Here is a 24,725-nt window from a genome sequence, read left to right as displayed (position 1 = left end):
CGTCGCGCCCAGCTTGGGAGGATGGCATGCCGCTCGCACTCAAGACCTACGAAACAGCAGCCGAAGCCGGCGCGGCGCTGAAGGCCGCCGGCGCCCGCTATCTCGGCGGCGGCACGCTGGTGGTGCGCGCCGCCAACGAGGGAGACATCTCGCTTTCGACCTTCGTCCGCGCGACCGATCCCGCATTGCGAAAGATCACGGTCGACGGCGGCAGGACGCATCTCGGCGCCTCGGTGACGATGGCCGAGATCGCCCGCCATCCGGAATTGGCGGGGCTCGCCAGGGCGGCAAAAGCTGTCGGCGGGCCGGCGGTGCGCAACATGGCGACGGTCGGCGGCAATCTGTTCGCGCCGGCGCCCTATGGCGACTTCGCCGTGGCGCTGCTGGCGCTCGACGCGACGGTGCAGACGACCGACAGCGAGGTACCGGTCGAGGCCTTCCTGGCGGGCCGCGCCGGCGCCCAAGCCGGCTCCGTGGTCACCGGCGTCGGCTTCGACGTGCCGGCGGCCGGGCAGTTCCGTTTTCTGAAAGTGTCGCGCATCAGGCCGAAGGGAATTTCGGTGCTGAGCATTGCCGCCGTGCTGGAGGAGAGCGCCGACGGCACCGTAACCGCCGCGCGCATCGCGCTGGGCTGCATGGCCGAGCATCCGGTCCGCGCCCGCGCGGCCGAGAAGGCGCTGGTCGGCAGCAAGCGCACGAAGGACGGCATCGCGGCGGCGATAGCGGCGGTCGGCGACGGCGTGCGGCCGATCACCGACGCCATCGCCAGCGCCTGGTACCGCAAGGAAGTGCTGCCGGTGCATTTCGGCCGGCTGCTGCTGGAGTAGGTTTCAGGTGGCGTATGCTTCGGTGCCTCGCACCCCCTCTGTCCTGCCGGACTCTCCCCCCTCAAGGGCAGGGCAATCGCATATGACAAACGATGGGGACTTTCGCCGGTTCGTACCCCCCACCCCTAACCCTCCCCACAAGGGGGAGGGAGACTTTGCGGCCGCCATGCCACGCGAAACCGTCGATGACTGACGCCTGGCGAACAGGCCAGCGAATTCCCCTCCCCCTTGTGGGGAGGGGTTAGGGGTGGGGGTAAACTCATGTGCGATTGCCCTGCCCTCAAAGGGGGGAGTGGGGGAGATGTCCGGCAGGACAGAGGGGGGGCGCGAAGTCCGAAACGTCGATAGGGAATCGCCAAGGCGCAGCGGCGGCAGCCGCGCAGGCGCGAGGAGGAGAAGATGGCGAAGGTACCGGTCCAGTTCACGCTGAACGGGGAGGAGAAGGCGGAGTTCGTCGACAGCGGCGCGACGCTGCTCAAGGTGCTGCGCGACAAACTCGGCGACACCTCGCCCAAGGGCGGCTGCCACCAGGGCGCCTGCGGCGCCTGCTCGGTGATCATCGACGGCGAGCTGAAACTCTCCTGCCTGACACTTGCCGAGACCTGCGAAGGGGCGACGGTCGAGACCACCGCCGGTCTGGCGGCGGACGGCGTCATGCATCCGCTGCAGCGTGCCTTCGTCGACGAATTCGCCGCGCAATGCGGCTTCTGCACGCCCGGCATGATCATGGCGGCCAAGGCGCTGCTCGATCAGACGCCGAACCCGACGCGCGAGGACGTGGTCGAGGCGATCTCCGGCAACATCTGCCGCTGCACCGGCTACGAGCCGATCATCCGCGCCGTGCTGACGGCAGCTCGCGCCAACTCGCAGAACGCGGCGTGATGGAGATCATGGCCGCCCCCTCCACCACGCTTCGCGTGGTCCCCCTCCCCCGTAAACGGGGGAGGATCAAGGTCGCGGCAGGCCTCAACGCCCGGATCCTCCCCTGCGAAGCGGGGGAGGGGGACCGCCGAAGGCGGTGGAGGGGGCGCGCTCCGTCAGTCGGAGAAGCTGTACGAGACTCGGGAACTCACCAATGATCCAACTCGCCAAATCTTACTTCGCCGACGAGCGTGCCGACGACCTGAAGGAGCTCGGCCAGGGGCGGCCGCGCTCCGACGTGCCCGGCCATGTGACCGGCAAGACCGCCTATTTCGCTGACCGTACATTTCCGGGGCTGCTGCACCTAAAGATGGTGCGCAGCCCGCATCACCATGCGCGCATCAGAAGCATCGACACGTCGGAGGCGGAAAAACATCCGGGCGTGGTGCGCGTGCTCACCCACAAGGACGTGCCGCACAACGTCTACACCATCCTGATCCTCATCCAGGTCGGGCCGGAGGACGAGCAGGTGCTGGCCGAGGACAAGGTGCGCTGGAAGGGCGAGGCGGTGGTGGCCGTCATCGCCGACAGCGAGCGCGCCGCGGAAGAGGCGGCGGCCAAGGTGAAGGTCGACTACGAGGTGCTGCCGGCCGTGCTCGACATGGAGGCGGCGCTGCAGCCCGGCGCGCCCGTGGTCAACGAATATCACGGCCAGAATTTTTACATGTATGACAGCGGCGAGTGCCGCAAGGTGCGCTTCGGCGACGTCGAAAAAGCCTTTGCCGAGGCCGACCACATGCTCGAGCAGACCTACTGGTCGTCGCCGATCGAGCATGCGCCGACCGAGACGACCGGCTGCATCGTCGTGCCGGAGGGCAACGACCGCTTCACCTGCCACACCAACACGCAGGCGATGTTCTTCACCCTCGACAACACCTCGATCATCCTGCAGATGCCCGGCCACAAGCTGCATATGGTCGGCGGCACGGTGGGCGGCGGTTTCGGCGGCAAGGTCGACGTGACGGTCGAGCCGATCGCCATCCTGGCCTCCAAGCTGACGGGCCGGCCGGTCTCTTTCATCTACAGCCGCTACGAGGAGATGCAGATCTCCTCGCCGCGCGCCGCGGAGAAGATCGTGCTGAAGGACGGGGTGACGAAGGACGGGCGGCTGATCGCCCGCAAGGTGACCGGCTACACCGACGCCGGCGCCTATTCGCGCCACTCGCCCTATGGCGCGCAGAAGGGCGCCGCGCATTATCCTGGCCCCTATACCGTGCCGAACGTGTGGATCGACACCTATTGCGTCTACACCAACCGCACGCCCTCCTCGGCGATGCGCGGCTTCGGCGTCACCATCGCCGACTTCGCGCTGGAGGTGCAGATGGACAAGCTGGCGCGGCTGATCGGCATGGACCCGCTCGAGTTCCGCTTCATCAACGCCTATCGCGACGGCGACATGAAGGCGCACCGGCAGAAAACGGAGGGCGCGGCGCTGATCGAATGCATGCAGGAGGCAGCACGCGCCTCCAACTGGCCGGTGGCCGAAAAATTCATGAAGATGTCTTCCTACCGCAAGGAGGCTTGAGCGATGGCGATCTGGCGCGGCACCGGCGTGGCGGCGGTGAACTATCCCACGGGCATGAATCTCGGCGGCGACCCCAGCCAGGCGCTGGTGCATTCGACGCCGACCGGCAATTTCATGGTGACGCTGTCCTCCGTCGATCTCGGCCAGGGGCTGAAGCAGGTGATGGCGCAGATCTGCGCCGAGACGATCGGCGTGCCGACCGAGCAGGTGATCATCGACACCGCCGACACCGACACCGGCCCGCACTGCATGGGCACCTTCGCCTCGCGCGGCACCCACCGCATCGGCAACGCCGTGATCCAGGCGGCAAAGGAGGCGCGGCAGGTGATGCTGGAAGTCGCGGCCGAGGCGCTGGAGGTGAACGCCGACGACCTCGACACCGACGGCACCGGCAACATCCATGTGAAGGGCGCGCCGCAGAAGGCGATCTCGATCTTCGACACGGCGCTGACCGCGCATTTCAAGCTCGGCCGCTCGATCTCCGGCCGCGGCATGTTTCTGGTGCCGCGCTCCTTCCCGGAGACGGAGACCGGGGCGATGAAGCCGTCGACCTGCTACGCCCATGCCTGCACGGTGGCCGAAGTCGACGTCGACGACGAGACCGGCGAGGTGACGGTGATCTCGGTCAAGAACGTCTTCGAGATCGGCCGGGCCCTCAACCCGAGGATGGTCGAGCAGCAGCTGGTCGGCGGCTCGTGGATGGGCATTTCGCACGCGCTCTACGAGACGACCGAGCCCTATTATCCCAACCGCGAGCATGGCGGCACCGACTTCAACGAGTATCTGATGCCGGGGCCGGGCGACCTCGCCGAGACCGAGATCATCGTGCTGGAGCGGCCGGCGGCGGACGGGCCCTATGGCGCCAAGGGGCCGGGCGAGATGTGCGCCAATCCGCAGATACCGGCCGTCGCCAACGCCATCTTCGACGCCGTCGGCGTGCGCGTCGACACGCTGCCGATCACGCCGGAGCGGATTCTGCGGGCGCTGAAGGACCAGCGGGCCGGGGCGGTGTAGGGAGGATGGAAGCGGTCATGCTCAGTCGCGACCGGCGTGCCCTCTCAAGGGTGGCGCAATCGTACAAGGAAGTTCTGGAAGCGTCGGCCCGCGCAATACCCCCACCCCTACCCCTCCCCTCAAGGGGGAGGGGGATTTTGCGGCCGCTCTGCCGCGCAAAACCGTCGACGATTGAGACCGAGCGGACACGCAAGCCAGTCCCCTCCCCCTTGAGGGGAGGGGTGGGGGTAATTCCATATGTGTTTGCCCTCGCCACAAAGGGGAGGATAAGTCCACCGCACGGTCGGCGCCTTTGCAGGCGGGGAGCGGCATGACCAGAGCGGCCGCCGAAAAGCCCGTCGCATCTCCCGAGGCAGTGGCGTCCCGCCTGGCGGACATGCGCTATCTCGCCGACGACGGGCTCGCCACGGCGATCTTCCTGGCGCTGCGCATGGGCAAGCCGCTGCTGCTCGAAGGCGCGCCAGGGGTCGGCAAGACCGAGGCGGCCAAGGCGGTCGCCGCGCTGCTCGGGCGCGATCTGGTGCGGCTGCAATGCTACGAAGGCATCGACGCCGCGCATGCGCTCTACGAATGGAACTACCAGCGCCAATTGCTTGCCATCCGCCAGGCCGGCGAGCGCGAGATCGACATCTATGACGACCGCTTCCTGGTGGCGCGCCCGCTGCTGCAGGTGCTGCGGGCGCCGCTCGAACGGGTGCTGCTGGTCGACGAGATCGACCGCTCCGACCACGAATTCGAGGCGCTGCTGCTGGAATTCCTGTCGGACTTCCAGATCAGCATCCCGGAGCGCGGCACCATCCGCGCGACCGCGCAGCCGGTGGTGATCCTCACCTCCAACCGCACGCGCGAGCTGGCGGAAGCGCTGCGCCGGCGCTGCGTCTACCACTGGATCGGCTACCCCGACGCCGAGCGCGAGGCGGCGATCATCATGCTGCGCGCAGGCGATGTAGCCGAAGAGACGGCGCGCGCCGTCGCCAACGCGGTGCGCAGCCTGCGCGCCCGGCCGCTGGCCAAACCGCCCGGCATTTCCGAGGCCGTCGAATGGGCCAATGCGGCGACCGTGCTGGAGAAGGGCGGCAGCCCATGGCCGGAAGCGTTCCGCCGGGCGATCGGTGTCCTGATCAAGGACGAGGAGGACCTTTCCTACCTCGCGCCCGACCTCGGCCGCATCGTCGAGGAGGCGCTGGGGTGAACGGAGCGCCGGCTTCCCCCTCCCCCTTGAGGGAAGGGTGGCCGCAAAGCGGCCGGCAGGGGGCGGTCGAGGCCGCGCTCTACGGTCTTTTCGCGCCGCGCGCTGCCGCTTGTACCCCACCCGGCCACCCTCCCCACAAGGGGGGAGGGGGCGCGCTGTGAACCTTCCGCCCGCCGCAGCCCCCTTCCCCGCCTTCGCACGCCTGCTGCGCAGCTTCGGCTTCGCGGTGGCGCCCGAGCAGTCGGCGGGCTTCATGCGTGCGGTGACGCTGCTCGGCCCGCGGTCGATGGAGGATATCCGCCAGGCGGCGCTCGCCACGCTGGCGCCGCCACCAGATCGCCGCCAGGAATTCGAGACGCTGTTTCGTGCACACTTCCACGGCGACGGTTCGGTCGCGGTTGAAGGCGACGGCGAGGAGGAGACCGCCGTCAAAGACGACGGCGTGCCGCGCGAGGATAGCGTCGAAGCCAGGCGCGAGGAGCAAGGCGGCGAGCTCGCCTCGGCGAGGGAACAGCTCAGCGCCAGGCAATTCGTCTCGGACGAGGACCGGCTCGTCGCCTTCCGCCATGCCCTGCCCGGCGCGCTGCCGGCGCGGCGCTCGTTCCGCACGGTGCAGACGCCGTCGCGCGGCGCCGTCGACCTGCGCCGCTCGCTCAAGGAGATCGTGCGCGCCGACGGCGACGTGCCGTGGCCGCTGCTGCGCCGCCGGCAGTCCGTGCCACGCCGGCTGCTGATGCTGATCGACGTGTCGGGCTCGATGAAGCTGCATACGGCCGACTACCTCAAGCTGGCGCATGCCGTGGTGCAGGCGGCCCGTGGCGCCGAGGTGCTGACCTTCGGCACGCGGCTCACCCGCATCACGCCGTCGCTCAGGCTGCGCGATCGCGACCAGGCGCTCGCCCGCGCCGCCGCGCTGGTGGACGACTGGGACGGCGGCACGCGCATCGGGCCGACGCTGCTCGCCTTCCTGTCGGTGCCACGCTTCGCCGCCTTCGCCCGCGGCGCAGCCGTCGTCATCCTGTCGGACGGGCTGGAGCGCGGCGGCCACGCCGAGATGGAGACGGCCATGCGCCGGCTCGCCGCCCGCGCCTTCCGGCTGTCGCTGGCGACGCCGCTCGCCGGCGATCCGCGCTTCAAACCCGAGACGGCCGCGCTGAAGACGATCCTGCCGCTGCTCGACGATCTGGTCGACGGGTCGTCGATCGAAAGCCTGACGCGGTTCATGCTGTCGCTCAAAGGTCCACCCGCCTTCGTATCTGCCCCCTCCACCACGCTTCGCGTGGTCCCCCTCCCCCGTAAACGGGCGAGGATCCAGGGCCTGCCGGCTGCGCCGCTGATCCTCCCCTGCGCGGGGGATGGGGACCACGCGAAGCGTGGTGGAGGGGGCGGGCCGAGGAGCGGCCGGTAAGGCACCAAGGAACACACCATGCAGAAAACCATCGATTCTCACTTCCACATCTGGCGGCAGAAGGACCAGCCCTGGCTGATGGGGCCGATGGTGCCGCGCATCTTCGGCCCCTACGAGCCGATCCGCCGCGACTATCCGATCGGGGAATTTTTGGCGGACCAGGCCGGATCGGGCGTCGAGAAGGCGGTCTATGTGCAGACCAACTGGGCCAGGGAGGATTTCGAGAAGGAGGTGGCCTGGCTGCAGCGGACGGCGGAAGAGACCGGTTGGCCGCATGCCATCGTCGGCTATTGCGACATGACGGTGGACGATGCGCGCCCGCAGCTCGACCGGCTGAAAAAATATCCGCTGCTGCGCGGCGTGCGCATGCAGCTGCACTGGCACGAAAACCCGCAATTCCGCTTCGCGCCGTCGGCGGACCAGGTGGTAGACCCGAAGGTGCGCGGCAATGTCGGCCGGCTGAAGGATTATGGCTTGTCCTTCGACCTGCAGCTTTTCCCGGCGCAGATGAAGGACGGCCTGCAGCTGGTCGGCGAGAACCCGGAGACGGATTTCATCCTGACCCATGCCGGCATGCTGACCGACCTGGCCGCGCCGGTCGTGGACGAATGGAAGACCGGCCTGCGCCTGCTCGCCACGGCACCCAATTTCCACGCGAAGCTCTCCGGACTCGGCACCTTCGTCCACCGCAACGACCCCGAAGTGATCGGCACGGTCGTCGACAATGCGATCGACATCCTCGGCAGCGACCGGCTGATGTTCGGTTCCAACTTCCCGATCGAGAAGCTGTGGACCAGCCATGCCGAACTCGTCGCCGCGCACCGGCAGGCCGTGGCCAGGCATGGGCCGGAGGCCGAGCGCAACGTTTTCTGGAACACGGCGGAGCGGGTCTACCGGCCGGTGTGAGCGCCCGCAGTCGAAATCGCCGTCACTTCTTGACGTAGGCTCCCGGCTGGCGTCCGGACCGCGCCGCCTTGGCGTCCTTCGAATGTTCGGCCGCCGCCGGACCGGCTCCGGACACCTTTTCCGGCGCGGGGCTCGGCGTCGCCTGCCGGCCGCCGGTCTTGCCGCTTCTTTGCGTCGTCTTGTCGCCGCCGCCGCGACCGCCTGTCATCTGTGCCATGGTGGGTTCCTCCAAAGGGACGGACTATAAGCCGGCAAAGGCAGACCGGTTCCGGACGGCACAATCGCATGCGACAAGTTCGGCGAAGACGGCGACCGCCCTACCCGATTCGATGATCGCGACGCGGTTGGCCGCTCCGCGGCGCAGGTCTCACCGCAGGATGCCGGCGACCAGCCCGAGTTCCACCGCCTCGTCGGCGAAAAAGTAGCCATTGCCGGTAGCGCGCTCGAACAGCTCGTCGACGGTGATCCGGCTGCCGTCGATCAGTTCGGCGAAGCCGTCCAACTCCAGCTTGCTGGCCGTCTCGAGCAGAGCCAGTTCCTCGCGCACGATCTGGATGCAGGACTTCATCGGCCCGTTGAGCTGAAGGGTCTTTTCGGTCCGGCGCTCATGGACGAGCAGCACGGCGTCCTCGGTCAGGAAGCGGCACGCCTTCGGGAAGGCCGCGAGGATGGTGACGCCGGCCGAATAGACCACCGTCTTGCCGATGCAGTAGGCGTCGCGCCCGCTATGGGCACGGAACAGCCGGACCTCGTGCGCGATGCGCCTGGCCGCATCGGCGTCGCCGCCCAGCGTGTTCAGCTCAAGCACGAGATGGGCATCGCTTTCGAACACGGCCCTGATCCCGTCGATCGCGTTGAGGACGGCATTGTCGTCGATCAACCCGTAGAGCTGCACGTTGGACCGGAAGAGAAGCTCGTTTGGCGCCAGCATGAAAATATCCTTGATCCGAAAGCCTGCCTGATCCGAAAGGTTTGTCTCTCGAACTGCTCTGCCGCGGCAAAGGTTCCTGTCGATGCGGCGGGTACGCCGAGCGAGCAGGCCACGGAACATTCGAGCCGGCATCCGGGTTCTGTCGTGAGGACAAGGAGATGCAGCATGACCGCCAAGGACCGTATCCCCGAGGATGCCCCGATGCCCGCCCCGACCTGGAAGCCGCAGGTCCGCAAGCCGGAGTCCGGCGATCTTTCCGACGAGAACGCCGGGGAAAAGCGTGAGCCGACCAAGGCCGCCAACAGCGGCGGGACGAAGCCCAGGCATTCGCCGCTGGACAGCAAGGTCGCCAACCGCAATGCGGGAAACAGGCGGGAGGCCGGCGCCACCCCGCGCCCGACCGACAAGCCGCTCGGTTGACGCCGATGAGCGACATTCGGCGACAGGGCGGATGCCTGTGCGGCGCGGTCCGCTTCACGGTCTCGGGCCAGCCCTTGCGGACCGGGCTGTGCCATTGCCTCGACTGCCGCAAGACCAGCGGCTCGACCTTCAGCGCCTTCGCGATCTGGCCACGCTCCGCCTATGAGGCGACAGGCAAGCTCGGCACCCATGAAGGGCGCAGCTTCTGCCCGCGCTGCGGCTCGCGTGTGGCCTCGCTGCGGCCGGACGAGGCGGAGATCATGATCGGCAGCTTCGACGACGCGCCGACCGATCTGGCGCCGCAATACGAGCTGTGGATCGGCCGGCGCGAGACCTGGTTGCAGCATCTGCCCTGGGCGGAGCAGTTCGATCACGACCGCGACGACATGCAGCCCGTCTGAGGAGCGCCGCCCGCTACTCCCACCAAAGCATCGCGCGCGCGATCATCAGCCAGAAGATGCCGAGGACGGCGAAGAAGGCCGGAAAGCCGAAGGCGAACCACATCCGAAAAAGCTGATGGTAGCGTTCGGGTAGAGGAGAGCCCTGCGCGGCAGCGGCCTCCGCAAGGTGGCGCATCTCCATCTGCATCCACACCACCGGCAGCCAGAACACGCCGGTGAGGATGTAAAGCGCGATCGACAGCACGATCCAGCCCTCCGCCAGCGAGTAGCCGAGATGCCAGGCAAGCGCGACGCCGGTGACCGGCTGGGCGATGACGGCGGTGGCGGTGAACAGGAAATCGGCGATCACCACGATGCGGGCCACGCCTGCGATCACTACGGCATTTCCCGTGCGGTGGGCGAGCAGCATGAAGAAGGCGATGCCGGCACCGGTGCCTAAAAGCACGGCCGCGCCGATCACATGCAGGAATTTCAGCACGAAATAGAGCATCAACGCTCCTCCAGGATCGCCAGCGCGACGAGGTGAAGAACCACGATCGGCAGGATCTTCATCAGCGGACCCAGCGGCTCGTTCCAGAGATCGGGCCTGAGAATCGTGCCGGTGAGCGCGTAGAAGACCGAAAGCGCGATCGCGGCGTAGAGCCCGGCCCTGGCGCTGCGCCGCCAGGCGATCAGCGCGCCGATGGCGATGTCGGCGATGGCGCCGGCGACCACCATGGCGGGCGAGAACGCGTCCATGACGGTCGGCTGCAGCAGTTCGAGGCCGCTGCGCCAGCCGGTGGAGAGCGAGATGATGCCGGTCATGATCCAGAAGAACGGCAGCACCACGAAGATCGCCGGCTTGATGAAATAGAGCCGGGCGAACCATTTCTCCTGGACCGTCGCCGGGCGGGCCGCCAGGGCAGCCGGCAGCGCCGCCGGCAGAATGCCGGTGAGCGCGGTCCATGCGGAGGAATCGCCGACCGCGCCGCGCCGGATCTCCTTTGCCGCGTTGCCGCGCAGCGGCGGCCGCCAGCCGAGCGCGGCGGCAAGGTCGCCGAGGCGGTAGAGCAAGGCAGCCGCCCATTCCGGCAGGACGAAGCGCCGCGCCTCGCGCCATCCGAACCAGCGGCGATAGAGCCCGACCACCTCGTCCATGCTGCAAGCTTCGGGGCCGGCCAGCTCCAGCACGGCGCGCGTCGGCTGAGGCCGTTCGAGCAGCAACAGGACGGTCGCGACGACGTCGTCGAGTTGCACCACCTGAAGCCGGCCGGTTGCGGGCATGGACGGCAGCACGGGCAGCGCCGCCAGCCCGCGCAGCAGGGCGCTGGCGCCGAAGGCGGGCCGCCCGAGCACGACAGACGGGCGGAGGATGGCCCAGTCGAGGTCCAGCGCCATCAGCGCCTGGTCTCCGGAGAGCTTTGTCGCCGAGAAGGATGACGGCTGCTCACGGTCGACGCCGATCGCCGAGAAGTGCGCGACCTTGCGCACGCCCGTCCGCGCGCAGGCCTCGAACAGCGCCGCCACGGCGTCGCGGTGGACGGCTTCCATGTTCTCTGCGCCGCTCTCCTGCAAGATGCCGGCGCAGTTGACCACGGCATCGATGCCGGCGAGATGGGAAAGCCAGTGCTCGGGCCGCGTCGCCGCCGCCATGTCGTGCGCGACGATCGGCGGGCGGCCGAGTGCTGCCGGCGCGGTACGGCGCGCCATGCCCGTCACGTCATGCCCGTTCGCGATCAGCCTTGCACAGACTGCCGCGCCGATCAGTCCGGTGGCGCCGGTGACCAGGACTTTCATCCGCTCCGCTTTCCGGCCGGCGGAGCGGGCTTGGGCGCGAGCGGGGCGACGGCCGGACCGCTCAGCACCTCGCCATGCTCGTCGAAGCGTGAGCCATGGCAGGAGCAGTCCCAGGTGCGGTCGACCGGGTTCCAGCCGACGAGGCAGCCGAGATGCGTGCAGACCGCCGACAATGCCGTCACCGTGCCGTCCTCCGTCCTTCGTACCGCAACATACTCGCCGCCGTGACTCACGACACCTCCGCCGTTCGGCGGGATGTCCTCGAAAGCGGTGGCCTTGCGGCCGAGCATCCGGCCGCCGACCAGATCCGCCGCGACCTTGATGTTCTCGGTGACGAAGGTCGGCCCGCCGGCGATCGGCTTGACGCGGGTGGCGTCGAACAGGTCGGCGCAGGCATGCTTTTCGCCGCGGATGCGCTGAGCCAGGATCTCGGCGGCGACCGTTCCCTGGGTGATGCCCCAGGCGTCGAAGCCGACGGCGACGAGCAGGTTGGGATGCGAGGAGCTCGCGGGACCGACGAAGGCGGCGGAATCCATCGAGCGGAAATCCTCGTTGCTCCACAGATGCGACGGCTCGGCGATGCCGAAAACCCGCTTCATGAAGGCGAGCATGTCGGCGACCGCCGTCCCGGCTTCCTTGGGCTCCCCGGTCTTGTATTCGGCACCGGCGACGACGACGAAACGCTGTCCGTCCTTCCCGGCGGTGCGGAAGGAATGGGTCGGGCTGCCGGTGTTGATGAACATGCCGTCGATCTCGACGCCGGCGGGCAACGGTGCCGCGGCGACGGGATGGGCGAAGGGATAGGCCTTTGCGTAGAACAGGCCTTCGTTGACGATGGGCATCTGCGTCGACACCACCACCGTTTCGGCCGTCACCTTGTGGCCGTTGACCTCGAGCACGCAGGGCGTGCTGGCGTCGATGTCGGTGACGCGGCTGTTCTCGAAGATCGAGACGCCGTCGCCGCGCGTCAGGCCGGCGAGGCCGGTGAGATAGAAATAGGGATCGAACTGGTACTGGCCGGAAAAGCGCAGGGCACCTTCGGTGCGCATGGGCACGGCGACGGACGAGCGGAACTCGGCCGGCAGGCCGAGCGCGACGGCGACATCGGCTTCCTCGCGCAGCTGCTCGGCCTGGCGCGCCGTCTCGGCATAGATGAAGGCATCCCGCTCCTCGAGGCCGGCCCGGTCCGGCAGCTCCGCGCAGATGCCGGCGATCTCGCCGACCGCGCGCTGGTTGAAGCGGGCGTAGAGCTGGGCCGCGTCGCGGCCGAAGTCCCGCATCAGCGACGCATATTTGAGCCCGTGCTGCGAGGTCACCTTGGCGGTGGACCGGCCGGTCGCCTGGCGGCCGACGCGGCGCGCCTCGAGCACGACGACCTTCCGTCCGGACCCCCGCAGAAGACGGGCGCAGTGCAGGCCGACGATTCCGGCGCCGACGATGGCGACGTCGACGGCCAGGTCGGCCGCCAGCGCGTCGAACGAGATCGGGGCCGGGCGATCCAGCCATAACGGGGTGCCTTGCTTCGTGCTCATCGGTCAGGCTCCATCTCGCGCCTTTCACGGGCCGGCCGGAGGCGCCCTGCGGGTCGGCTGAACACTTCCTCGGCCGAGCGGTTCAATTCCCTGAGCGATGCCGCGAGCGCGGCACCCCACACGACATGCACGGCGATCATCAGCAGGTTGCGTTCCGACGGATGACGGGTGGCGGGCGCCAGGATGCGTGCTGCCGGAATCCAGCCGAGATAGCTTGCGGCCCAGACGGCAAGGCCATAGCCGACCCCGCCCAGGCGCCGGAACGGCGAGCCGGCATAGAGCGCGCCGGTGAGCGCCCCGAAACCGAAATGCGCCAGCACGGTTCGCGCCGGCGTGTCGCCGCCGTGCAGGCCTGTGCGCTCGGTGATCTCGCGCGGCGGCAGCGGGTAGCGGTCCTCGCCGTGCAGAAGCGGATGCAGCCGGCGCATTGCGGCGGTCATCGCCATCGTCGCCGCAAGACCGGCCAGAGCGCCGAACACCACCTGACGCACGTGCTTCTCCATCGCTGATTTTTCTCAAACCAGCGGCGGCGGAGGTTTGTTCCCGGCATGGCGGCGAGCGCCCGCAAAGGCAGCGGAACGGCGCCGCGAGCAGGCAGCCTACAAGGCCGCCACGAAAGCGAGCGAGCGCTGCATCGCCGCGCGGATATCGGCCAGCGGTACGCGGTCGGGCCGGCGCACCGGGTCGGCGCGGCCGCGGCGGTCGAGCCGCAGCGGCAGCTCGACGGCGACCGGCAGGCCGGGCGGCAAGACCTTCCAGACGGCGCGGTAGTCGATGGCGCCGTCGCCGATCGCCGTGAAGCGCCAGCCATCCGCGCCGCTCGCGACGTCCTTCAGGTGCAGATGGGCGATCGCCTCGACCGCCGGCGCGATGTCGTCTTCAGGCTTCATGCTTTCGTGGCTGTAGGTGAACACGTTGCCGACATCGTAGTTCAGCCGGACATGCGGTGAACCGATCTCGCGGACCAGCGCCGCGCCCTCCCCGCCGTTGCCGATCAGCGCGCCAGAACCGTGGCCGGGATTTTCCAGCGCCAGGACGATATCCGCGGCTTCGCATCGCGGCTGCACTGCCTTGATGACCGACAGGATGCGCCGGCGATCGGCGGCCTGCCCGGCATTGGTGATGACGAAGCGGGCCCCGAGTGCCGAGGCGAAGCCGATGCGCCGCTCCAGCATGGCCCCGGCACCGGCTTGGCCGAGATCGAGATGCGCCGAGATCGCCGTGACCGACAGGCCGGCGCCGGCGATCAGCCCGCCGAGCCGGGCCGCGCCGGCGTCGGAGAAGGCGGTCTCGTCGAAATCGACATAACCCTTGATGTAGGCGGGCTCGACCCAGCGGCAGCCGGCGGCCGCGATCTCCTCGATCGCGGTCTCCATGCCGTACCCGTCGAACAGCGCGGTCGAGACGGAAACGGTGCGTGTCATGAGGGTCTCCCGACCGGGTGCGAGGTCTCCTTCGGGCTCTCCCGCCAGAAGGGAGGAGGTCAGCGAGCGTGACACTCTCCCTCCCCTCGTTGGCAGGGCACTCGCTCACGGAGCCTTCTGGAAAGTCGCGAGGTCCGATACCCCCACCCCTAACCCCTCCCCACAAGGGGGAGGGGAATCTTGCTGGCTCTCCGCGATGCGCCAATCGTCAACGGTTTCGCGCGGCGTAGCGGCCGCAAAGTCCCCTCCCCCTTGTGGGGAGGGGTTAGGGGTGGGGGTAAGCAAGCGATTGCCTTGCCAAAATCAGGCGCCCTTGCCGTAGACGATGAGCTCGGCCGCCTCCTTGACCTTGGCCGGCGACAGCGCGTCGCGCCATTCGTCCCGCACCACCACACCCTTGGCGAAGCGCATCAGCCGCAGCGCCGCGTCGGACGGCACCTTCGGCGAAAAGCCGAACCACATGGCGATCTCGACATTGAGGTGGCCGATGAGGAAGTCGAGCGCCGCCTGGCGCGGAATGCCGTATTTCTTCTCGCACTCCTCGACCGCCTCGACCATGGTGTCGACGAAGGGCATCGCCACCATCTCCGACAGGCCCGGCTCCAGGATGGCGAGCTGCTCGACGCTGACGCGGTAGGAGTTGATGATCGGCGACCACATCGCCCGGCAGATCTCCTCGCCGAGCGCATAATGCTCCTCAGGTCCCTGCATCAGCGCGCAGACGATCGACTGCCGGGCGATGCCGCCGTGATAGTCGCGCCGCGCCGCCCAGTCGGTCTCGTCGTTGAACAGCGGCGGATGGCAGGGATGGCCGACGAAATAGGTGAGATCCGGCCGGTCCTTCGGCAGGTCGTCGGCATAGGGTGCGGCCGCGTCGAGGATCAGCAGCATGGTGCCGGTCTCCAGCTTCGGCGAAAGGTCCGCCGCGACCTTGCCGATGACGTTGTCCGGCAGCGCCAGCACGACCACCTTCGCGCCCTTGACGCCCGCATCGACGTCGACGGCGGCGATGCCGGCCTCGGCCAGGCGCTGGCGGCCCGGCTCGCCGATCTCGACGGCGCGCACGTCATAGCCGGCGTCGACCAGCTTTCGGGTGACGCGGAACCCCATCTTGCCGCCCGAACCGAGCACGGCGACCGATGTTTTCATGAAAACCTCCCTTGCATTCTGTGAGTGCGAAAAGCGTTGGTGAAGACCTAGCCGAATGCCTGGAGCGCCGCGGCCAGCGCGGGATGGCTGCGGGCAAAGTCCTTTGCCGGAATGCCTTGCTTCGCCGCCTGCCAGGCCTCGTGGATGCTGCGCACCCCGGCCTCGGCCCCGTCGGGATGAGCGACGATGCCGCCTCCGGCGCAGTAGATGAGATCCTCGGAGCCGAGCAGCCGATAGGTCTCCTCCGCCTGCACGGCCGACTGCGCCGAGGAAAACACCGGCATCACCGTGTCCGGCCGGTCGGGGCGCCGGAACATCGGCGTCAGACACTCCCTGGCCGAGGCGATGACGCTGTCGTCGGGCTCGCAGAACTTGTTGGAAAGCCCGTTGACGTGCAGGTGGTCGACGCCGGCCAGCCGCCAGAACTTCTGATAGGCGCGGTAGCTCATGCCGAGCGCCGGCGAGCGGTGGTAGAGGCCCCAGCCGGCGCGGTGGCCGTGCAGCGCCACCGAGGCGTGCCGGCGGATCTCGATGACGCCGCTCAGCCCGACCGAGTTCAGCACCAGCATGGCGGCGGTGCCGCCGCGCTTCTCGATCACGTCGAGCTGGCGGCGCATGGCGTCCATATCGCCGGAGATGTTGACGGCATACATCGCCTTGCGGCCGGTGCGGTCGGCGTGGCGATCGATGACCTGCATCACCGCCTCGAAGCGCCGGGCGAAGGGCGAATGCGGCGGGTCTCCCATCAGTTCGTCGTCCTTGAGGAAGTCGAGGCCGGCGGAGATCATCCGGTCGGCCAGTTCGGCGGTCGCCTCCGGCGTCAGCCCGACGCTCGGCTTGACAATGGTGCCGACGATCGGCCGTCCGTGGACGCCGGTCAGCCGGCGCGTGCCCTCGACGGCGAAGGCGGGGCCGGGATAGGCCTCGGTGAAGGCGTCGGGCAGGTCGAGCTCGAGCAGCCGCAGCGCCGAGAAATGGTGCAGCTCGAACAGATTGCCGAGCACCGTCGACCAGACCGAGGAGAGGATCGTCCCGGTGTTTTCGAAGTTCCAGGAGATCGTGACATGGGCGCGGCGCGGGCGGGCCGAGGCCTCAGCCTTGGGCGGACGCGAGAACGGCAGGCTTTCCCCCTCCGCCTCGCCGATCTCCTCGATCCGCTCGACCCTGGCGCCGTAGCGCGCCAGCAGCTCCGGCGTCTCGCCGGGAATGGCGCGGAAGGTGCCGCTCGACTGCTCGCCGGCCATTGCCGCCGCCGCCTGCTCAAGCGGATAGCGTGTCTCGATCAGGTAGGTGGCGAGGATGCGGTCGGACAAGGGCGGCCCCGAATCGGCGTGGCGATGCGGGCTGGATAGCACCCTTTGGAGTTCATGTCATCATATCAGTTTGCCGGGAGCGAACCTCGGATCAGGCGTCCGCCTCCACCTTCATCGGCTCGCCCAGTACCTTGTAGAGGTCGTTCGCCCGCGTGATGTGGTCGGCCATCATGGCGCTGGCGGTGGCGGCATCGCCGGCGGCGATCGCCTTGTGGATCTTCTCGTGCTCCTCGATGGTGAGCCGCTCGGCGCCGCGCACCGACACGAGATCGCGCTTGAAGCGCGACAGCCAGTCGAGCATGCCCTTGGTGACGGCCGCCACCATCGAATTGCCGCTCATGTCGGCGATAAGGCCGTGAAAGGCCATGTCGGCGGCGACGAAGCGCGCATGGTCGCCGCGCGCCTCCTTGAGCTCGCGGATCGAGGCGGCGAGCCGGTCGAGGTCGCGCGCCGTGGCGTTGCGCGTCGCCATGCGCACCAGCGCGGTTTCCAGCCAGAGGCGGGCTTCCTTCAGCTCCTCCAGGCCGCGCGGGCTGGTGGCGAGCAGCATGATCATGGCCGCCGAGATCTGGTCGACCAGCACCTCGGCGGTCGGATTGATGACGCGGGCGCGCTCGCCATGCGAGATCTTGATCAGCCCCATCTGCTGCAGCGACAGCATCGCCTCGCGGATGGAAGGCCGGCCCACGCCGATCATGCTCATCAGTTCGCGCTCCGACGGCAATTGCGAGCCCGGCGGGAATTCCGACGTGGAGATCGCCGCGATCAGGCGGTCGAGCACTTCCTGGTAGAGCTTCTTCTTGTGGACAGGCTCCATGCCGATGCCTTCCTGCTGCTGGTCGGCCCGTTCTACTGGACGTTCCCGGGCGACACAATCATCGCCAAAACCACGCATCGTGGCAATGATTGACATGACATATATGATGACCTAACGTGTTGTCACGACCCCCTTTGAGGTCGGCAGGTTGGAAGGCGCGCCGCGATGGCGCGTCCCGCGTTTCTGGGAGGGAAATGCCAATGACAATCAACAGACGTGATTTCACCGTGGGCGCGCTGACGGCCATCGCCGCGGCCAGCGGCCTCACCGTCGCGGTGCGCGCACAGGGCACCAAGACCATCGCCGTCCTCTTCGACGGCCTCTATTCGGAGTTCTGGGTGGCGGGCATCCAGATCATCCGCGACGACCTGAAGAAACGCGGCTTCGAGATCATGGAAGCCATCTCGGACCAGGACGACAACAAGCAGTTCGAGCAGGTGCGCGCCGCGATCGCCCGCAAGGTCGACGGCATCATCATCGTGCAGACCGATTCCAACGCCGTCATTCCGGCGATCAAGGCGGCCAACGCTGCCAACATCCCGATGGTGCATTTCAACCGGCCACCGGCCGAGACCGACGCCTTCTCGGTCGCCATCCAGGCCGACAACCAGAAGATCTCGCGCGACGCCGTCACCTATTCCTGCGAGGTGGCGAAGGCATCCGGCAAGAAGCACAAGGCGGCGATCCTGATCGGCGACCTCGGCGACCCCAATGCCATCCAGCGCCGCGACGGATTCCAGGAGGCGGTCGACAAGTTCCCTGACGCGATCGAGGTGGTGGCCAAGATCCCGACCGAGTGGAACGCCGACACCGCCTTCGCCGGTCTGACCAACGCGCTGCAGGCCAATCCCGACATCTCCTTCATCTTCACCTCCTCCGACTTCCTCATCCCGCAGATCCAGCAGGCGCTGAAATCCGCCGACAAGTGGTATCCGGTCGGCGACGACAAGCATGTCATCTTCACCGGCTTCGACGGCTTTCCCGATGCCTATGCGCTGATGAAGGACGGCTACATGGACGCCTGCGGCGTGCAGAACCTGTTCTACGAGACCGAGCTCGCCATCCAGGCCATCCTCGACCTGCAGGAAGGCAAGAAGGTCGACAAGCTGCTGCTCGACCCCGGCTTCGCCATCACCCAGAAGAACATGGAGGAGAAGAAGGAGGAGATGTGGGGTTACGTGCTGTGGAAGGCGAAGAACGCGGGCTGAGCGGGGAACGCACGCATCAGCTGCATTTCCTGATCAAGCACCCCCTCACCGGCCCTTCGGGCCACCTCTCCCCCTGCCAGGGGGAGAGGAATCGCGGTGGCTGCGCCGGCGCCTCTCCAGCTTGGGTTCCTCGCCCCCACGAAGTGGGGGAGAGGTGGCGAGCCCGAAGGGCGAGACGGAGAGGGGGCGCTACGAGGCAGCGAAGGATCGAAGGCCTTCGACAAAATTCCTCCCGGACCGACCGGGCCGCCCCCGGACAGCGTGAGCGGGCGGCCCGGTCGTAAACGAAGTTCCACCACGAGCGACCCGGACATGACCGCAGTGCCGCCCGCACAACTCGCCCGAACCGCCGGCGCAAGCGCCGGAATGACGCGCTTCATCAGGCCGATCCTGTCGGAATATTTCGTGCTGGTGCTGTGCGTGCTCTACGTCGCGGCGATCTATCCCTTCGTGCCCGAGATCGTCACGTGGGGCGTGTGGTCGAACATCCTGAGCGACATGATGCCCCTGCTGGTCGTGGCGATCGGCCAGACCTTCGTGCTGATCGTCGCCGGCATCGACCTCTCCGTCACCGCTATCATCTCGATGGCGGCGGTCGTCGGCGCCTCGGTGATGACCGGCAATGGCGGCTATCTCGGCGGCAGCGCGCTCGCCGTGCCCGCCGCGATCCTGGCGATGCTGGCCGTCGGGCTGGGCATCGGCGCGATCAACGGTCTCTCGGTGGTCAAGCTGAACATGCCGCCCTTCATCGTCACGCTGGCGACCCGCATGTTCGTCGCCGGCGCCGCCATCTGGTACGTGACCTTCCACTCGACCTCCTCCTCGATTGCCGGCCTGCCGGACGCCTTCACCGGCTTCGCCACGGGCTCGCTCGCCGGCCTGCCCTATACGGTGATCGTCGCCGGGCTGATCGCGGTCGCTGCGCACATGCTCCTGTCGCGCACCCGCTACGGCCGCTGGATCTATGCCGTCGGCGCCAATCCCAAGGCGGCGCGCGTTTCCGGCATTCCGGTGGAGCGCACCATCCTGATGACCTTCCTGATCAGCGGCGCCTGCGCCTCGGTGGCGGCGATGATGTATGCCTCGCGCATGCAGACGGGCTCGCCGATCGCCGGCGAGAACATCCTGCTCGACGTCATCGGCGCGGTCGTCATCGGCGGCACCAGCCTGTTCGGCGGCAAGGGCAAGATCGTCTGGACGGTGTTCGGCGTGCTGTTCCTGCTCATCCTCGACACCTCGATGAAGCTGCTCGGCGCCTCGCTGTTCGCCATCTACATCATCAAGGGCAGCGTCATCCTGCTGGCGGCGATGATGGACACGCTGCGCAACCGCATCCTGACGGAGCGCTGAGGGATGGCCGACGGAACCATGCCGCTGCTCGAGGTCGAGGGCCTGCGCAAGAGCTTCTTCGGCGTCACCGTGCTGCACGACGTCGGCTTCTCGGTGAAACCCGGCGAGGCGCTCGGCCTGGTCGGCGAGAACGGCTCGGGCAAGTCGACCAGCATGAACATCCTCGGCGGCGTCCACCAGCCGGACGCCGGCGAGATGCGCCTCGACGGCAAGCCCTACGCGCCCGCCGACCCGAAGGCCGCGATCGCCGCCGGCGTCGCCTTCATCCACCAGGAACTCAACCTCTTCCAGAACCTCTCCATCGCGGAAAACCTGTTCGTCGACGCCTTTCCCCGCCGCGGCGGGCTGCTGCCGCTGATCGACCGCAAGGCGATAAGCGCGCGCACCGAAGCGGTGCTGAAGGAGGTCGACCTGCACATGAAGCCGTCAACCGAGGTCGCCCGGCTGAGTCAGGGCGAGCGGCAGCTGGTCGAGATCGCCAAGGCGCTGTCGCGCAAGGCCCGGCTGATCATCTTCGACGAGCCGACCACCTCGCTGACCCGGCCCGAGGTCGAGCGGCTGTTCGCCATCATAGAGCGGCTGAAGCAGCGCGGCATCGCCATCATCTACATCAGCCACGCGCTGGAGGACGTGATGGCTACCTGCGAGACCATCACCGTGCTGCGCGACGGCCATCTCGCCGGCGCCGGCGCGGCGAAGGACCTGTCGCTGCAGCAAATCATCGCCATGATGGTCGGGCGCTCGATCGACACCATCTATCCGCAGCGCCCTGGGACGGCCGGCACGGAGGTGGCTTTCTCGGTCTCGGGCCTGACCCAGCCCGGCGTCGCGGAGAACATCGGCTTCGACATCAAGGCCGGCGAGATCGTCGGCCTCGCCGGCCTGATGGGCTCCGGCCGCTCCGAGCTGGCGCGCATGATCTTCGGCCTGGATTCCTTCCGCGAGGGCAGGATCGAGATCGGCGGAAAGCCGCTCTCCGAGCCGACGCCGGTCAAGGCGATGGAGGCGGGCATCGCCTTCCTCACCGAAGACCGGCGCGGCGAAGGCCTGCTGATGGATTTCACCATCGCCGAGAACACCGTGCTCGCCTCGCTGCGCGACGTCGCCGGCGCCTTCGGCATCCTCGACGGCGGCAAGATCGCGAAGGTGTCGCTGGAGATGGCCTCCGCCATGCGGCTGTCGACCGACAAGGTCGGCGAGGTCAAGGTGAAGCATCTTTCCGGCGGCAACCAGCAGAAGGTGGTGATCGGCAAATGGCTGCGCCGCCAGCCGAAGCTGTTCATCCTCGACGAGCCGACGCGCGGCATCGACGTCGGCGCCAAGCAGGAAGTCTACCGCATCATCAACGGGCTGGTCGAGCGCGGCAGCGCCGTGCTGCTGATATCGTCGGAGATCGAGGAGCTGATCGGCCTGTCCGACCGTATCCTGACGATCTCGCGCGGCGAGATCACCGGCTCCTTCGACCGGCGGCCGTTCGACCGGGAGGCGATCATGACGGCGGCGGCGGGACTGACCGCAAGGTTGGAGGCGGCGTTATGAAACTGGGCAGCCGCGCGCTTCTGCTCATCCTGCAGAACGCCCCCTACCTGCTGTTCATCGTGCTGCTAGTTGTGTTCGGCCTGATGTCGGACCGCTTCCTCGCGCTGGCGAACTTCAGGAACATCATCATCCAGGCGGCGCCCATCGCCATCCTGGCGATCGGCATGACCTTCGTGCTCCTGACCGCCCAGATCGACCTGTCGGTCGGCGGCAGCATGTATCTCACCGCCAGCGTGCTGGCGCTCTACCTCACCGGCATTCCCTGGCCGATCGGCCTGGCGGCGGTGCTGATGCTGGCCGGCGCCATCGGCGCCGTCAACGGCTTCGTGGTGACGCGCTTCGGCATAGCTTCCTTCATCGTGACGCTGGCGACGCTGTTCATATTGCGCGGCATCGCTATGTATCTGTCGAACACCCGCACGCTGATGTTCGAGGACCAGATACTCACTCTCAACCGCGCCACCGTGCTCGGCATCCCCTCGGCGATCTTCGCCTTCCTCGTCGTCTTCGCCATCGCCTGGGTGGTGCTGCACCAGACGCCGTTCGGCCGGCAGGTCTACGCGGTCGGCGGCGACCCGGAGGCGGCGCGCAAGGCCGGCCTGCCGGTCGGCCGCATCGTCTTCGCCTGCTTCGTCATAGCCGGGCTGTGCGCCGGCATAGGCGGCTTCGTGTCGATCACCCAGATCGGCGCGGTCGGCCCGAAATACGGCGACCAGATCGAGTTCGCGGCGATCGCCGCGGCGGTACTGGGCGGCGTCTCGCTGTTCGGCGGGCGCGGCAGCGTGTCCGGCACCGTGTTCGGCGCCATCCTGATCAAGTCGGTCCAGAACGGGCTCAACATCATCAATGCCGACCCGTACATCTATCCGCTGGTGACGGCGGCGATCATCTTCCTCGCCGTCGCCATAGACGGCCTGCGCACCCGCATCATCGAGAGGCTGGAGCGGCGGACCATCCGTCCGCTGGCAGCCGAGTAACCGGACTGGAGATTGACTGACATGACCACGGTCGCGCTGATCGGCGCCGGCGGCAAGATGGGCTACCGCCTTGCCGGCAAACTGAAGGACTCGCGCTTCGATCTGCGCTACGCCGAGGTGAGCGAGGCCGGACGCGAGCGGCTGAAGACCGGGCTCGGGCTGGACAGCGTCGACACGGCGGCGGCCGTCGACGGCGCGGCGGTGGTGGTCCTTGCCGTGCCCGACACCGCGATCGGCAAGGTCGCCGCCACGATCGAGAAGGATTTGAGGCCCGGCACCATGCTGGTGATCCTCGACGCAGCGGCGCCCTTCGCCGGGCACATGCCGCGGCGCGACGACCTCACCTATTTCGTCACCCACCCCTGCCACCCGCCGATCTTCAACGACGAGACCGAGCCGGCGGCCAAGCGCGACTTCTTCGGCGGCGTCGCCGCCAAGCAGCACATCGTCAGCGCGCTGATGCAAGGGCCGGACGAGGCCTATGGGCTCGGCGAGGAGATCGCCAAGATCATCTGGGCGCCGGTGATGCGCTCGCACCGCATCACGGTGGAGCAGATGGCGATGCTGGAGCCCGGCCTGTCGGAGACGCTGTGCGCCAGCCTGCTGGTGGTGATGCGGGAAGCCATGGACGAGGTGGTGGCGCGCGGCGTGCCGAAGCAGGCGGCACGCGATTTCCTGCTCGGCCACATGAACGTGCTCGGCGCAGTGATCTTCGAGGAGACGCCCGGCGTGTTCTCCGACGCCTGCAACAAGGCGATCGAGTTCGGCAAGCCGATGCTGATGCGCGACGACTGGAAGCGCATCTTCGAGCCGCGGGAGCTCGCCGACTCCATCCGCCGCATCACCTGAGAGGAGGTTGCCATGCTCAACGGCGCGCTGATCGGCTGCGGCTTCTTCGCCATGAACCAGCTCAACGCCTGGCGCGACATCGAGCGCGAGGGTGGTGGTGCGCGCATCGTCGCGCTGTGCGACCGCGATCCCGACCGGCTGGCCGCGGCAGCGACCCGCTTCGGCATCGCGCGCACCTACCCGGACGCGGCCGAGATGATGGCGCGGGAGACGCTGGATTTTGTCGACATCGCCACCACGGCGCCGAGCCACCGCGGGCTGGTGGAGCTCGCGGCCGCCAACCGGCTGCCGGTGATCTGCCAGAAGCCGGTGGCGCCGACCTTCGACGACGCCAAGGCGATGGTCGCCGCCTGCGAGGCGGCCGGCGTGCCCTTCATGATCCACGAGAATTTCCGCTGGCAGTCGCCCCTGATCGCGGTGCGCGAGGCGATCGACGGCGGCGCCATCGGCACGCCGTTCTGGGGGCGGGTGTCGTTCCGCTCGGGCTACGACGTCTATGCCGGCCAGCCCTATCTCGCCGAGGGCGAGCGTTTCATCCTGGAGGATCTCGGCGTGCATGTGCTCGACACCGCGCGCTTCCTGTTCGGCGATGTCGCCGGCGTCGCCGCGCGGACCAACCGGGTCAACCCGCGCGTCAGGGGCGAAGACGTGGCGACCGTGCTTCTGTCGCACGAGAACGGCGCCACCTCGATCGTCGACTGCAGCTATTCGAGCCGGCTCGAGCAGGAGCTGTTCCCGCAGACTCTTGTCGAGATCGACGGCTCGGACGGCTCGATCCGGCTCTCGGCGAACTACCGGCTGGCGGTGACCGGCAAATCCGGCACGGAGGTCCGCGACGTGTCACCGCCTCTGCTGCCCTGGGCCGAACGGCCGTGGCACAACGTCCAGGAAAGCGTGCTGCTGATCCAGCGGCACTGGGTCGACTGCCTGCGTAGCGGCAAGGCGCCGTCGACCTCGGGACGCGACAATCTCGGCACCTATGCGCTGGTGGAAGCCTCCTACCTCAGCGCCGCCACCGGCCAAACCGTCGATCCGCGAACGCTGTGATGGTCGAAACCGTTTCACCCCTGCGGATCCGTTCGGGGCGCCTCCCCTTACCGGGAAATGCTGGCTGGCGTCCAGCGCCCTCGTGGTTCGACAAGCTCACCATGAGGGCTACGGATAGGCTTCGCGTGCCGCGACTGTCGTTGCGCCGTTCGCCGATGGCGGTTGGCGCGGTGATCCCAGCAGCCCTCATGGTGAGCTT

The 24,725-nt window shown here is 68.0% G+C and carries 25 protein-coding genes; 15 read left to right on the top strand and 10 right to left on the bottom strand.

Features of this window, described 5'->3' with window-relative positions; all coding sequences use genetic code 11:
- Positions 1-26: 26 nt before the first annotated feature.
- The 7 genes from AC5JDC_RS29315 (at position 27) to AC5JDC_RS29285 (ending at position 7,793) form a co-directional block, all read left to right on the top strand.
- On the top strand, positions 27-827 hold the full coding sequence (locus tag AC5JDC_RS29315; RefSeq protein WP_495847098.1) for an FAD binding domain-containing protein: 801 nt from the start codon (positions 27-29) through the stop codon (positions 825-827).
- Positions 828-1,226: 399 nt separating this feature from the next.
- Positions 1,227-1,709 (top strand): (2Fe-2S)-binding protein, encoded by a 483-nt coding sequence (locus AC5JDC_RS29310; RefSeq protein WP_495847096.1) that lies wholly within the window; start codon positions 1,227-1,229, stop codon positions 1,707-1,709.
- Positions 1,710-1,905: 196 nt separating this feature from the next.
- The gene (locus tag AC5JDC_RS29305) at positions 1,906-3,273 is read left to right on the top strand and encodes a xanthine dehydrogenase family protein molybdopterin-binding subunit (protein ID WP_495847294.1); all 1,368 of its coding nucleotides are present in this window, start codon (positions 1,906-1,908) and stop codon (positions 3,271-3,273) included.
- A 3-nt stretch (positions 3,274-3,276) separates the two neighbouring features.
- On the top strand, positions 3,277-4,287 hold the full coding sequence (locus AC5JDC_RS29300) for a xanthine dehydrogenase family protein molybdopterin-binding subunit (RefSeq protein ID WP_495847094.1): 1,011 nt from the start codon (positions 3,277-3,279) through the stop codon (positions 4,285-4,287).
- Between the two features lie 310 nt (positions 4,288-4,597).
- Entirely contained in the window at positions 4,598-5,479 is an 882-nt protein-coding gene (locus AC5JDC_RS29295) for an AAA family ATPase (RefSeq protein ID WP_495847092.1), read from the top strand.
- Positions 5,480-5,636: 157 nt separating this feature from the next.
- Positions 5,637-6,887, top strand: coding sequence for a VWA domain-containing protein (locus AC5JDC_RS29290; RefSeq protein ID WP_495847090.1), 1,251 nt, complete (start codon positions 5,637-5,639; stop codon positions 6,885-6,887).
- A gap of 18 nt (positions 6,888-6,905) precedes the next feature.
- On the top strand, positions 6,906-7,793 hold the full coding sequence (locus AC5JDC_RS29285) for an amidohydrolase family protein (RefSeq protein ID WP_495847088.1): 888 nt from the start codon (positions 6,906-6,908) through the stop codon (positions 7,791-7,793).
- Between the two features lie 22 nt (positions 7,794-7,815).
- On the opposite strand, the gene AC5JDC_RS29280 is transcribed toward AC5JDC_RS29285, so the two are convergent.
- Positions 7,816-8,010, bottom strand: coding sequence for a hypothetical protein (locus AC5JDC_RS29280; protein ID WP_245428330.1), 195 nt, complete (start codon positions 8,008-8,010; stop codon positions 7,816-7,818).
- Between the two features lie 150 nt (positions 8,011-8,160).
- On the bottom strand, positions 8,161-8,724 hold the full coding sequence (locus AC5JDC_RS29275) for an ATP-dependent Clp protease proteolytic subunit (protein WP_165816002.1): 564 nt from the start codon (positions 8,722-8,724) through the stop codon (positions 8,161-8,163).
- A 165-nt stretch (positions 8,725-8,889) separates the two neighbouring features.
- On the opposite strand from AC5JDC_RS29275, the gene AC5JDC_RS29270 reads away from it, so the two are divergent.
- Together AC5JDC_RS29270 and AC5JDC_RS29265 are read left to right on the top strand one after the other, a co-directional pair.
- A complete protein-coding gene (locus AC5JDC_RS29270) occupies positions 8,890-9,144 on the top strand; it encodes a hypothetical protein (RefSeq protein WP_495847086.1) in 255 nt (84 codons plus the stop codon).
- Positions 9,145-9,149: 5 nt separating this feature from the next.
- Complete coding sequence (locus AC5JDC_RS29265) at positions 9,150-9,545, top strand: GFA family protein (RefSeq protein ID WP_495847084.1); 396 nt, start codon at positions 9,150-9,152, stop codon at positions 9,543-9,545.
- Between the two features lie 13 nt (positions 9,546-9,558).
- Here AC5JDC_RS29265 and AC5JDC_RS29260 read toward each other — a convergent pair whose 3' ends face one another.
- The 8 genes from AC5JDC_RS29260 to nanR all read right to left on the bottom strand — a co-directional run bounded on the left by AC5JDC_RS29260 (position 9,559) and on the right by nanR (position 17,556).
- Positions 9,559-10,035, bottom strand: coding sequence for a DUF2269 family protein (locus AC5JDC_RS29260; RefSeq protein ID WP_495847082.1), 477 nt, complete (start codon positions 10,033-10,035; stop codon positions 9,559-9,561).
- Positions 10,035-11,321, bottom strand: coding sequence for an SDR family oxidoreductase (locus tag AC5JDC_RS29255; RefSeq protein WP_495847080.1), 1,287 nt, complete (start codon positions 11,319-11,321; stop codon positions 10,035-10,037). Before AC5JDC_RS29255 ends, AC5JDC_RS29260 begins: the two co-directional genes overlap by 1 nt.
- Positions 11,318-12,853 (bottom strand): FAD-dependent oxidoreductase, encoded by a 1,536-nt coding sequence (locus AC5JDC_RS29250; protein ID WP_495847078.1) that lies wholly within the window; start codon positions 12,851-12,853, stop codon positions 11,318-11,320. Before AC5JDC_RS29250 ends, AC5JDC_RS29255 begins: the two co-directional genes overlap by 4 nt.
- Complete coding sequence (locus tag AC5JDC_RS29245; protein WP_495847076.1) at positions 12,850-13,356, bottom strand: hypothetical protein; 507 nt, start codon at positions 13,354-13,356, stop codon at positions 12,850-12,852. Before AC5JDC_RS29245 ends, AC5JDC_RS29250 begins: the two co-directional genes overlap by 4 nt.
- Before the next feature lie 96 nt (positions 13,357-13,452).
- On the bottom strand, positions 13,453-14,277 hold the full coding sequence (locus AC5JDC_RS29240; protein WP_495847074.1) for a sugar phosphate isomerase/epimerase family protein: 825 nt from the start codon (positions 14,275-14,277) through the stop codon (positions 13,453-13,455).
- A 303-nt stretch (positions 14,278-14,580) separates the two neighbouring features.
- Positions 14,581-15,426: a phosphogluconate dehydrogenase C-terminal domain-containing protein gene (locus AC5JDC_RS29235; protein ID WP_495847072.1), complete on the bottom strand. Its 846-nt coding sequence runs from the start codon at positions 15,424-15,426 to the stop codon at positions 14,581-14,583.
- A 47-nt stretch (positions 15,427-15,473) separates the two neighbouring features.
- A complete protein-coding gene (locus tag AC5JDC_RS29230) occupies positions 15,474-16,739 on the bottom strand; it encodes a ribulose-bisphosphate carboxylase large subunit family protein (protein ID WP_495847070.1) in 1,266 nt (421 codons plus the stop codon).
- Between the two features lie 91 nt (positions 16,740-16,830).
- Positions 16,831-17,556 (bottom strand): transcriptional regulator NanR, encoded by a 726-nt coding sequence (nanR, locus tag AC5JDC_RS29225; RefSeq protein WP_106771299.1) that lies wholly within the window; start codon positions 17,554-17,556, stop codon positions 16,831-16,833.
- Between the two features lie 200 nt (positions 17,557-17,756).
- Between nanR and AC5JDC_RS29220 the strand changes: the two genes are divergently transcribed.
- From AC5JDC_RS29220 to AC5JDC_RS29195, 6 genes are all read left to right on the top strand, one after another.
- Positions 17,757-18,764: a sugar ABC transporter substrate-binding protein gene (locus AC5JDC_RS29220; RefSeq protein ID WP_495847067.1), complete on the top strand. Its 1,008-nt coding sequence runs from the start codon at positions 17,757-17,759 to the stop codon at positions 18,762-18,764.
- 312 nt (positions 18,765-19,076) lie between these two features.
- Positions 19,077-20,114, top strand: coding sequence for an ABC transporter permease (locus tag AC5JDC_RS29215; RefSeq protein WP_495847065.1), 1,038 nt, complete (start codon positions 19,077-19,079; stop codon positions 20,112-20,114).
- Positions 20,115-20,117: 3 nt separating this feature from the next.
- Positions 20,118-21,653 carry a sugar ABC transporter ATP-binding protein gene (locus tag AC5JDC_RS29210; RefSeq protein ID WP_495847063.1) on the top strand — a complete coding sequence of 512 codons (1,536 nt, stop codon included), beginning with the start codon at positions 20,118-20,120 and terminating at the stop codon, positions 21,651-21,653.
- Positions 21,650-22,630 carry an ABC transporter permease gene (locus AC5JDC_RS29205; RefSeq protein WP_495847061.1) on the top strand — a complete coding sequence of 327 codons (981 nt, stop codon included), beginning with the start codon at positions 21,650-21,652 and terminating at the stop codon, positions 22,628-22,630. The genes AC5JDC_RS29210 and AC5JDC_RS29205 overlap by 4 nt, the downstream gene beginning before the upstream one ends.
- A 21-nt stretch (positions 22,631-22,651) precedes the next feature.
- The gene (locus AC5JDC_RS29200) at positions 22,652-23,479 is read left to right on the top strand and encodes a phosphogluconate dehydrogenase C-terminal domain-containing protein (protein WP_495847059.1); all 828 of its coding nucleotides are present in this window, start codon (positions 22,652-22,654) and stop codon (positions 23,477-23,479) included.
- A gap of 12 nt (positions 23,480-23,491) precedes the next feature.
- The gene (locus tag AC5JDC_RS29195) at positions 23,492-24,526 is read left to right on the top strand and encodes a Gfo/Idh/MocA family protein (RefSeq protein WP_495847057.1); all 1,035 of its coding nucleotides are present in this window, start codon (positions 23,492-23,494) and stop codon (positions 24,524-24,526) included.
- Positions 24,527-24,725 lie beyond the last annotated feature (199 nt).

Source organism: Kumtagia sp. (genome assembly GCF_059502445.1).
The sequence above is the reverse complement of the archived record's forward strand: the minus strand, read 5'-3'. Positions and strand labels throughout refer to the sequence as shown.

What these genes read in the sequence shown, in the direction of transcription:
- AC5JDC_RS29300 (WP_495847094.1), top strand. Translation starts at nt 3,277, where the DNA reads ATGGCGATCTGGCGCGGCACCGGCGTGGCGGCGGTGAACTATCCCACG.
- AC5JDC_RS29315 (WP_495847098.1), top strand. Translation starts at nt 27, where the DNA reads ATGCCGCTCGCACTCAAGACCTACGAAACAGCAGCCGAAGCCGGCGCG.
- nanR (WP_106771299.1), bottom strand. Translation starts at nt 17,556, where the DNA reads ATGGAGCCTGTCCACAAGAAGAAGCTCTACCAGGAAGTGCTCGACCGC.
- AC5JDC_RS29200 (WP_495847059.1), top strand. Translation starts at nt 22,652, where the DNA reads ATGACCACGGTCGCGCTGATCGGCGCCGGCGGCAAGATGGGCTACCGC.
- AC5JDC_RS29260 (WP_495847082.1), bottom strand. Translation starts at nt 10,035, where the DNA reads ATGCTCTATTTCGTGCTGAAATTCCTGCATGTGATCGGCGCGGCCGTG.
- AC5JDC_RS29215 (WP_495847065.1), top strand. Translation starts at nt 19,077, where the DNA reads ATGACCGCAGTGCCGCCCGCACAACTCGCCCGAACCGCCGGCGCAAGC.
- AC5JDC_RS29270 (WP_495847086.1), top strand. Translation starts at nt 8,890, where the DNA reads ATGACCGCCAAGGACCGTATCCCCGAGGATGCCCCGATGCCCGCCCCG.
- AC5JDC_RS29250 (WP_495847078.1), bottom strand. Translation starts at nt 12,853, where the DNA reads ATGAGCACGAAGCAAGGCACCCCGTTATGGCTGGATCGCCCGGCCCCG.
- AC5JDC_RS29210 (WP_495847063.1), top strand. Translation starts at nt 20,118, where the DNA reads ATGGCCGACGGAACCATGCCGCTGCTCGAGGTCGAGGGCCTGCGCAAG.
- AC5JDC_RS29285 (WP_495847088.1), top strand. Translation starts at nt 6,906, where the DNA reads ATGCAGAAAACCATCGATTCTCACTTCCACATCTGGCGGCAGAAGGAC.
- AC5JDC_RS29205 (WP_495847061.1), top strand. Translation starts at nt 21,650, where the DNA reads ATGAAACTGGGCAGCCGCGCGCTTCTGCTCATCCTGCAGAACGCCCCC.
- AC5JDC_RS29310 (WP_495847096.1), top strand. Translation starts at nt 1,227, where the DNA reads ATGGCGAAGGTACCGGTCCAGTTCACGCTGAACGGGGAGGAGAAGGCG.
- AC5JDC_RS29265 (WP_495847084.1), top strand. Translation starts at nt 9,150, where the DNA reads ATGAGCGACATTCGGCGACAGGGCGGATGCCTGTGCGGCGCGGTCCGC.
- AC5JDC_RS29235 (WP_495847072.1), bottom strand. Translation starts at nt 15,426, where the DNA reads ATGAAAACATCGGTCGCCGTGCTCGGTTCGGGCGGCAAGATGGGGTTC.
- AC5JDC_RS29280 (WP_245428330.1), bottom strand. Translation starts at nt 8,010, where the DNA reads ATGGCACAGATGACAGGCGGTCGCGGCGGCGGCGACAAGACGACGCAA.
- AC5JDC_RS29245 (WP_495847076.1), bottom strand. Translation starts at nt 13,356, where the DNA reads ATGGAGAAGCACGTGCGTCAGGTGGTGTTCGGCGCTCTGGCCGGTCTT.
- AC5JDC_RS29220 (WP_495847067.1), top strand. Translation starts at nt 17,757, where the DNA reads ATGACAATCAACAGACGTGATTTCACCGTGGGCGCGCTGACGGCCATC.
- AC5JDC_RS29295 (WP_495847092.1), top strand. Translation starts at nt 4,598, where the DNA reads ATGACCAGAGCGGCCGCCGAAAAGCCCGTCGCATCTCCCGAGGCAGTG.
- AC5JDC_RS29240 (WP_495847074.1), bottom strand. Translation starts at nt 14,277, where the DNA reads ATGACACGCACCGTTTCCGTCTCGACCGCGCTGTTCGACGGGTACGGC.
- AC5JDC_RS29255 (WP_495847080.1), bottom strand. Translation starts at nt 11,321, where the DNA reads ATGAAAGTCCTGGTCACCGGCGCCACCGGACTGATCGGCGCGGCAGTC.
- AC5JDC_RS29195 (WP_495847057.1), top strand. Translation starts at nt 23,492, where the DNA reads ATGCTCAACGGCGCGCTGATCGGCTGCGGCTTCTTCGCCATGAACCAG.
- AC5JDC_RS29275 (WP_165816002.1), bottom strand. Translation starts at nt 8,724, where the DNA reads ATGCTGGCGCCAAACGAGCTTCTCTTCCGGTCCAACGTGCAGCTCTAC.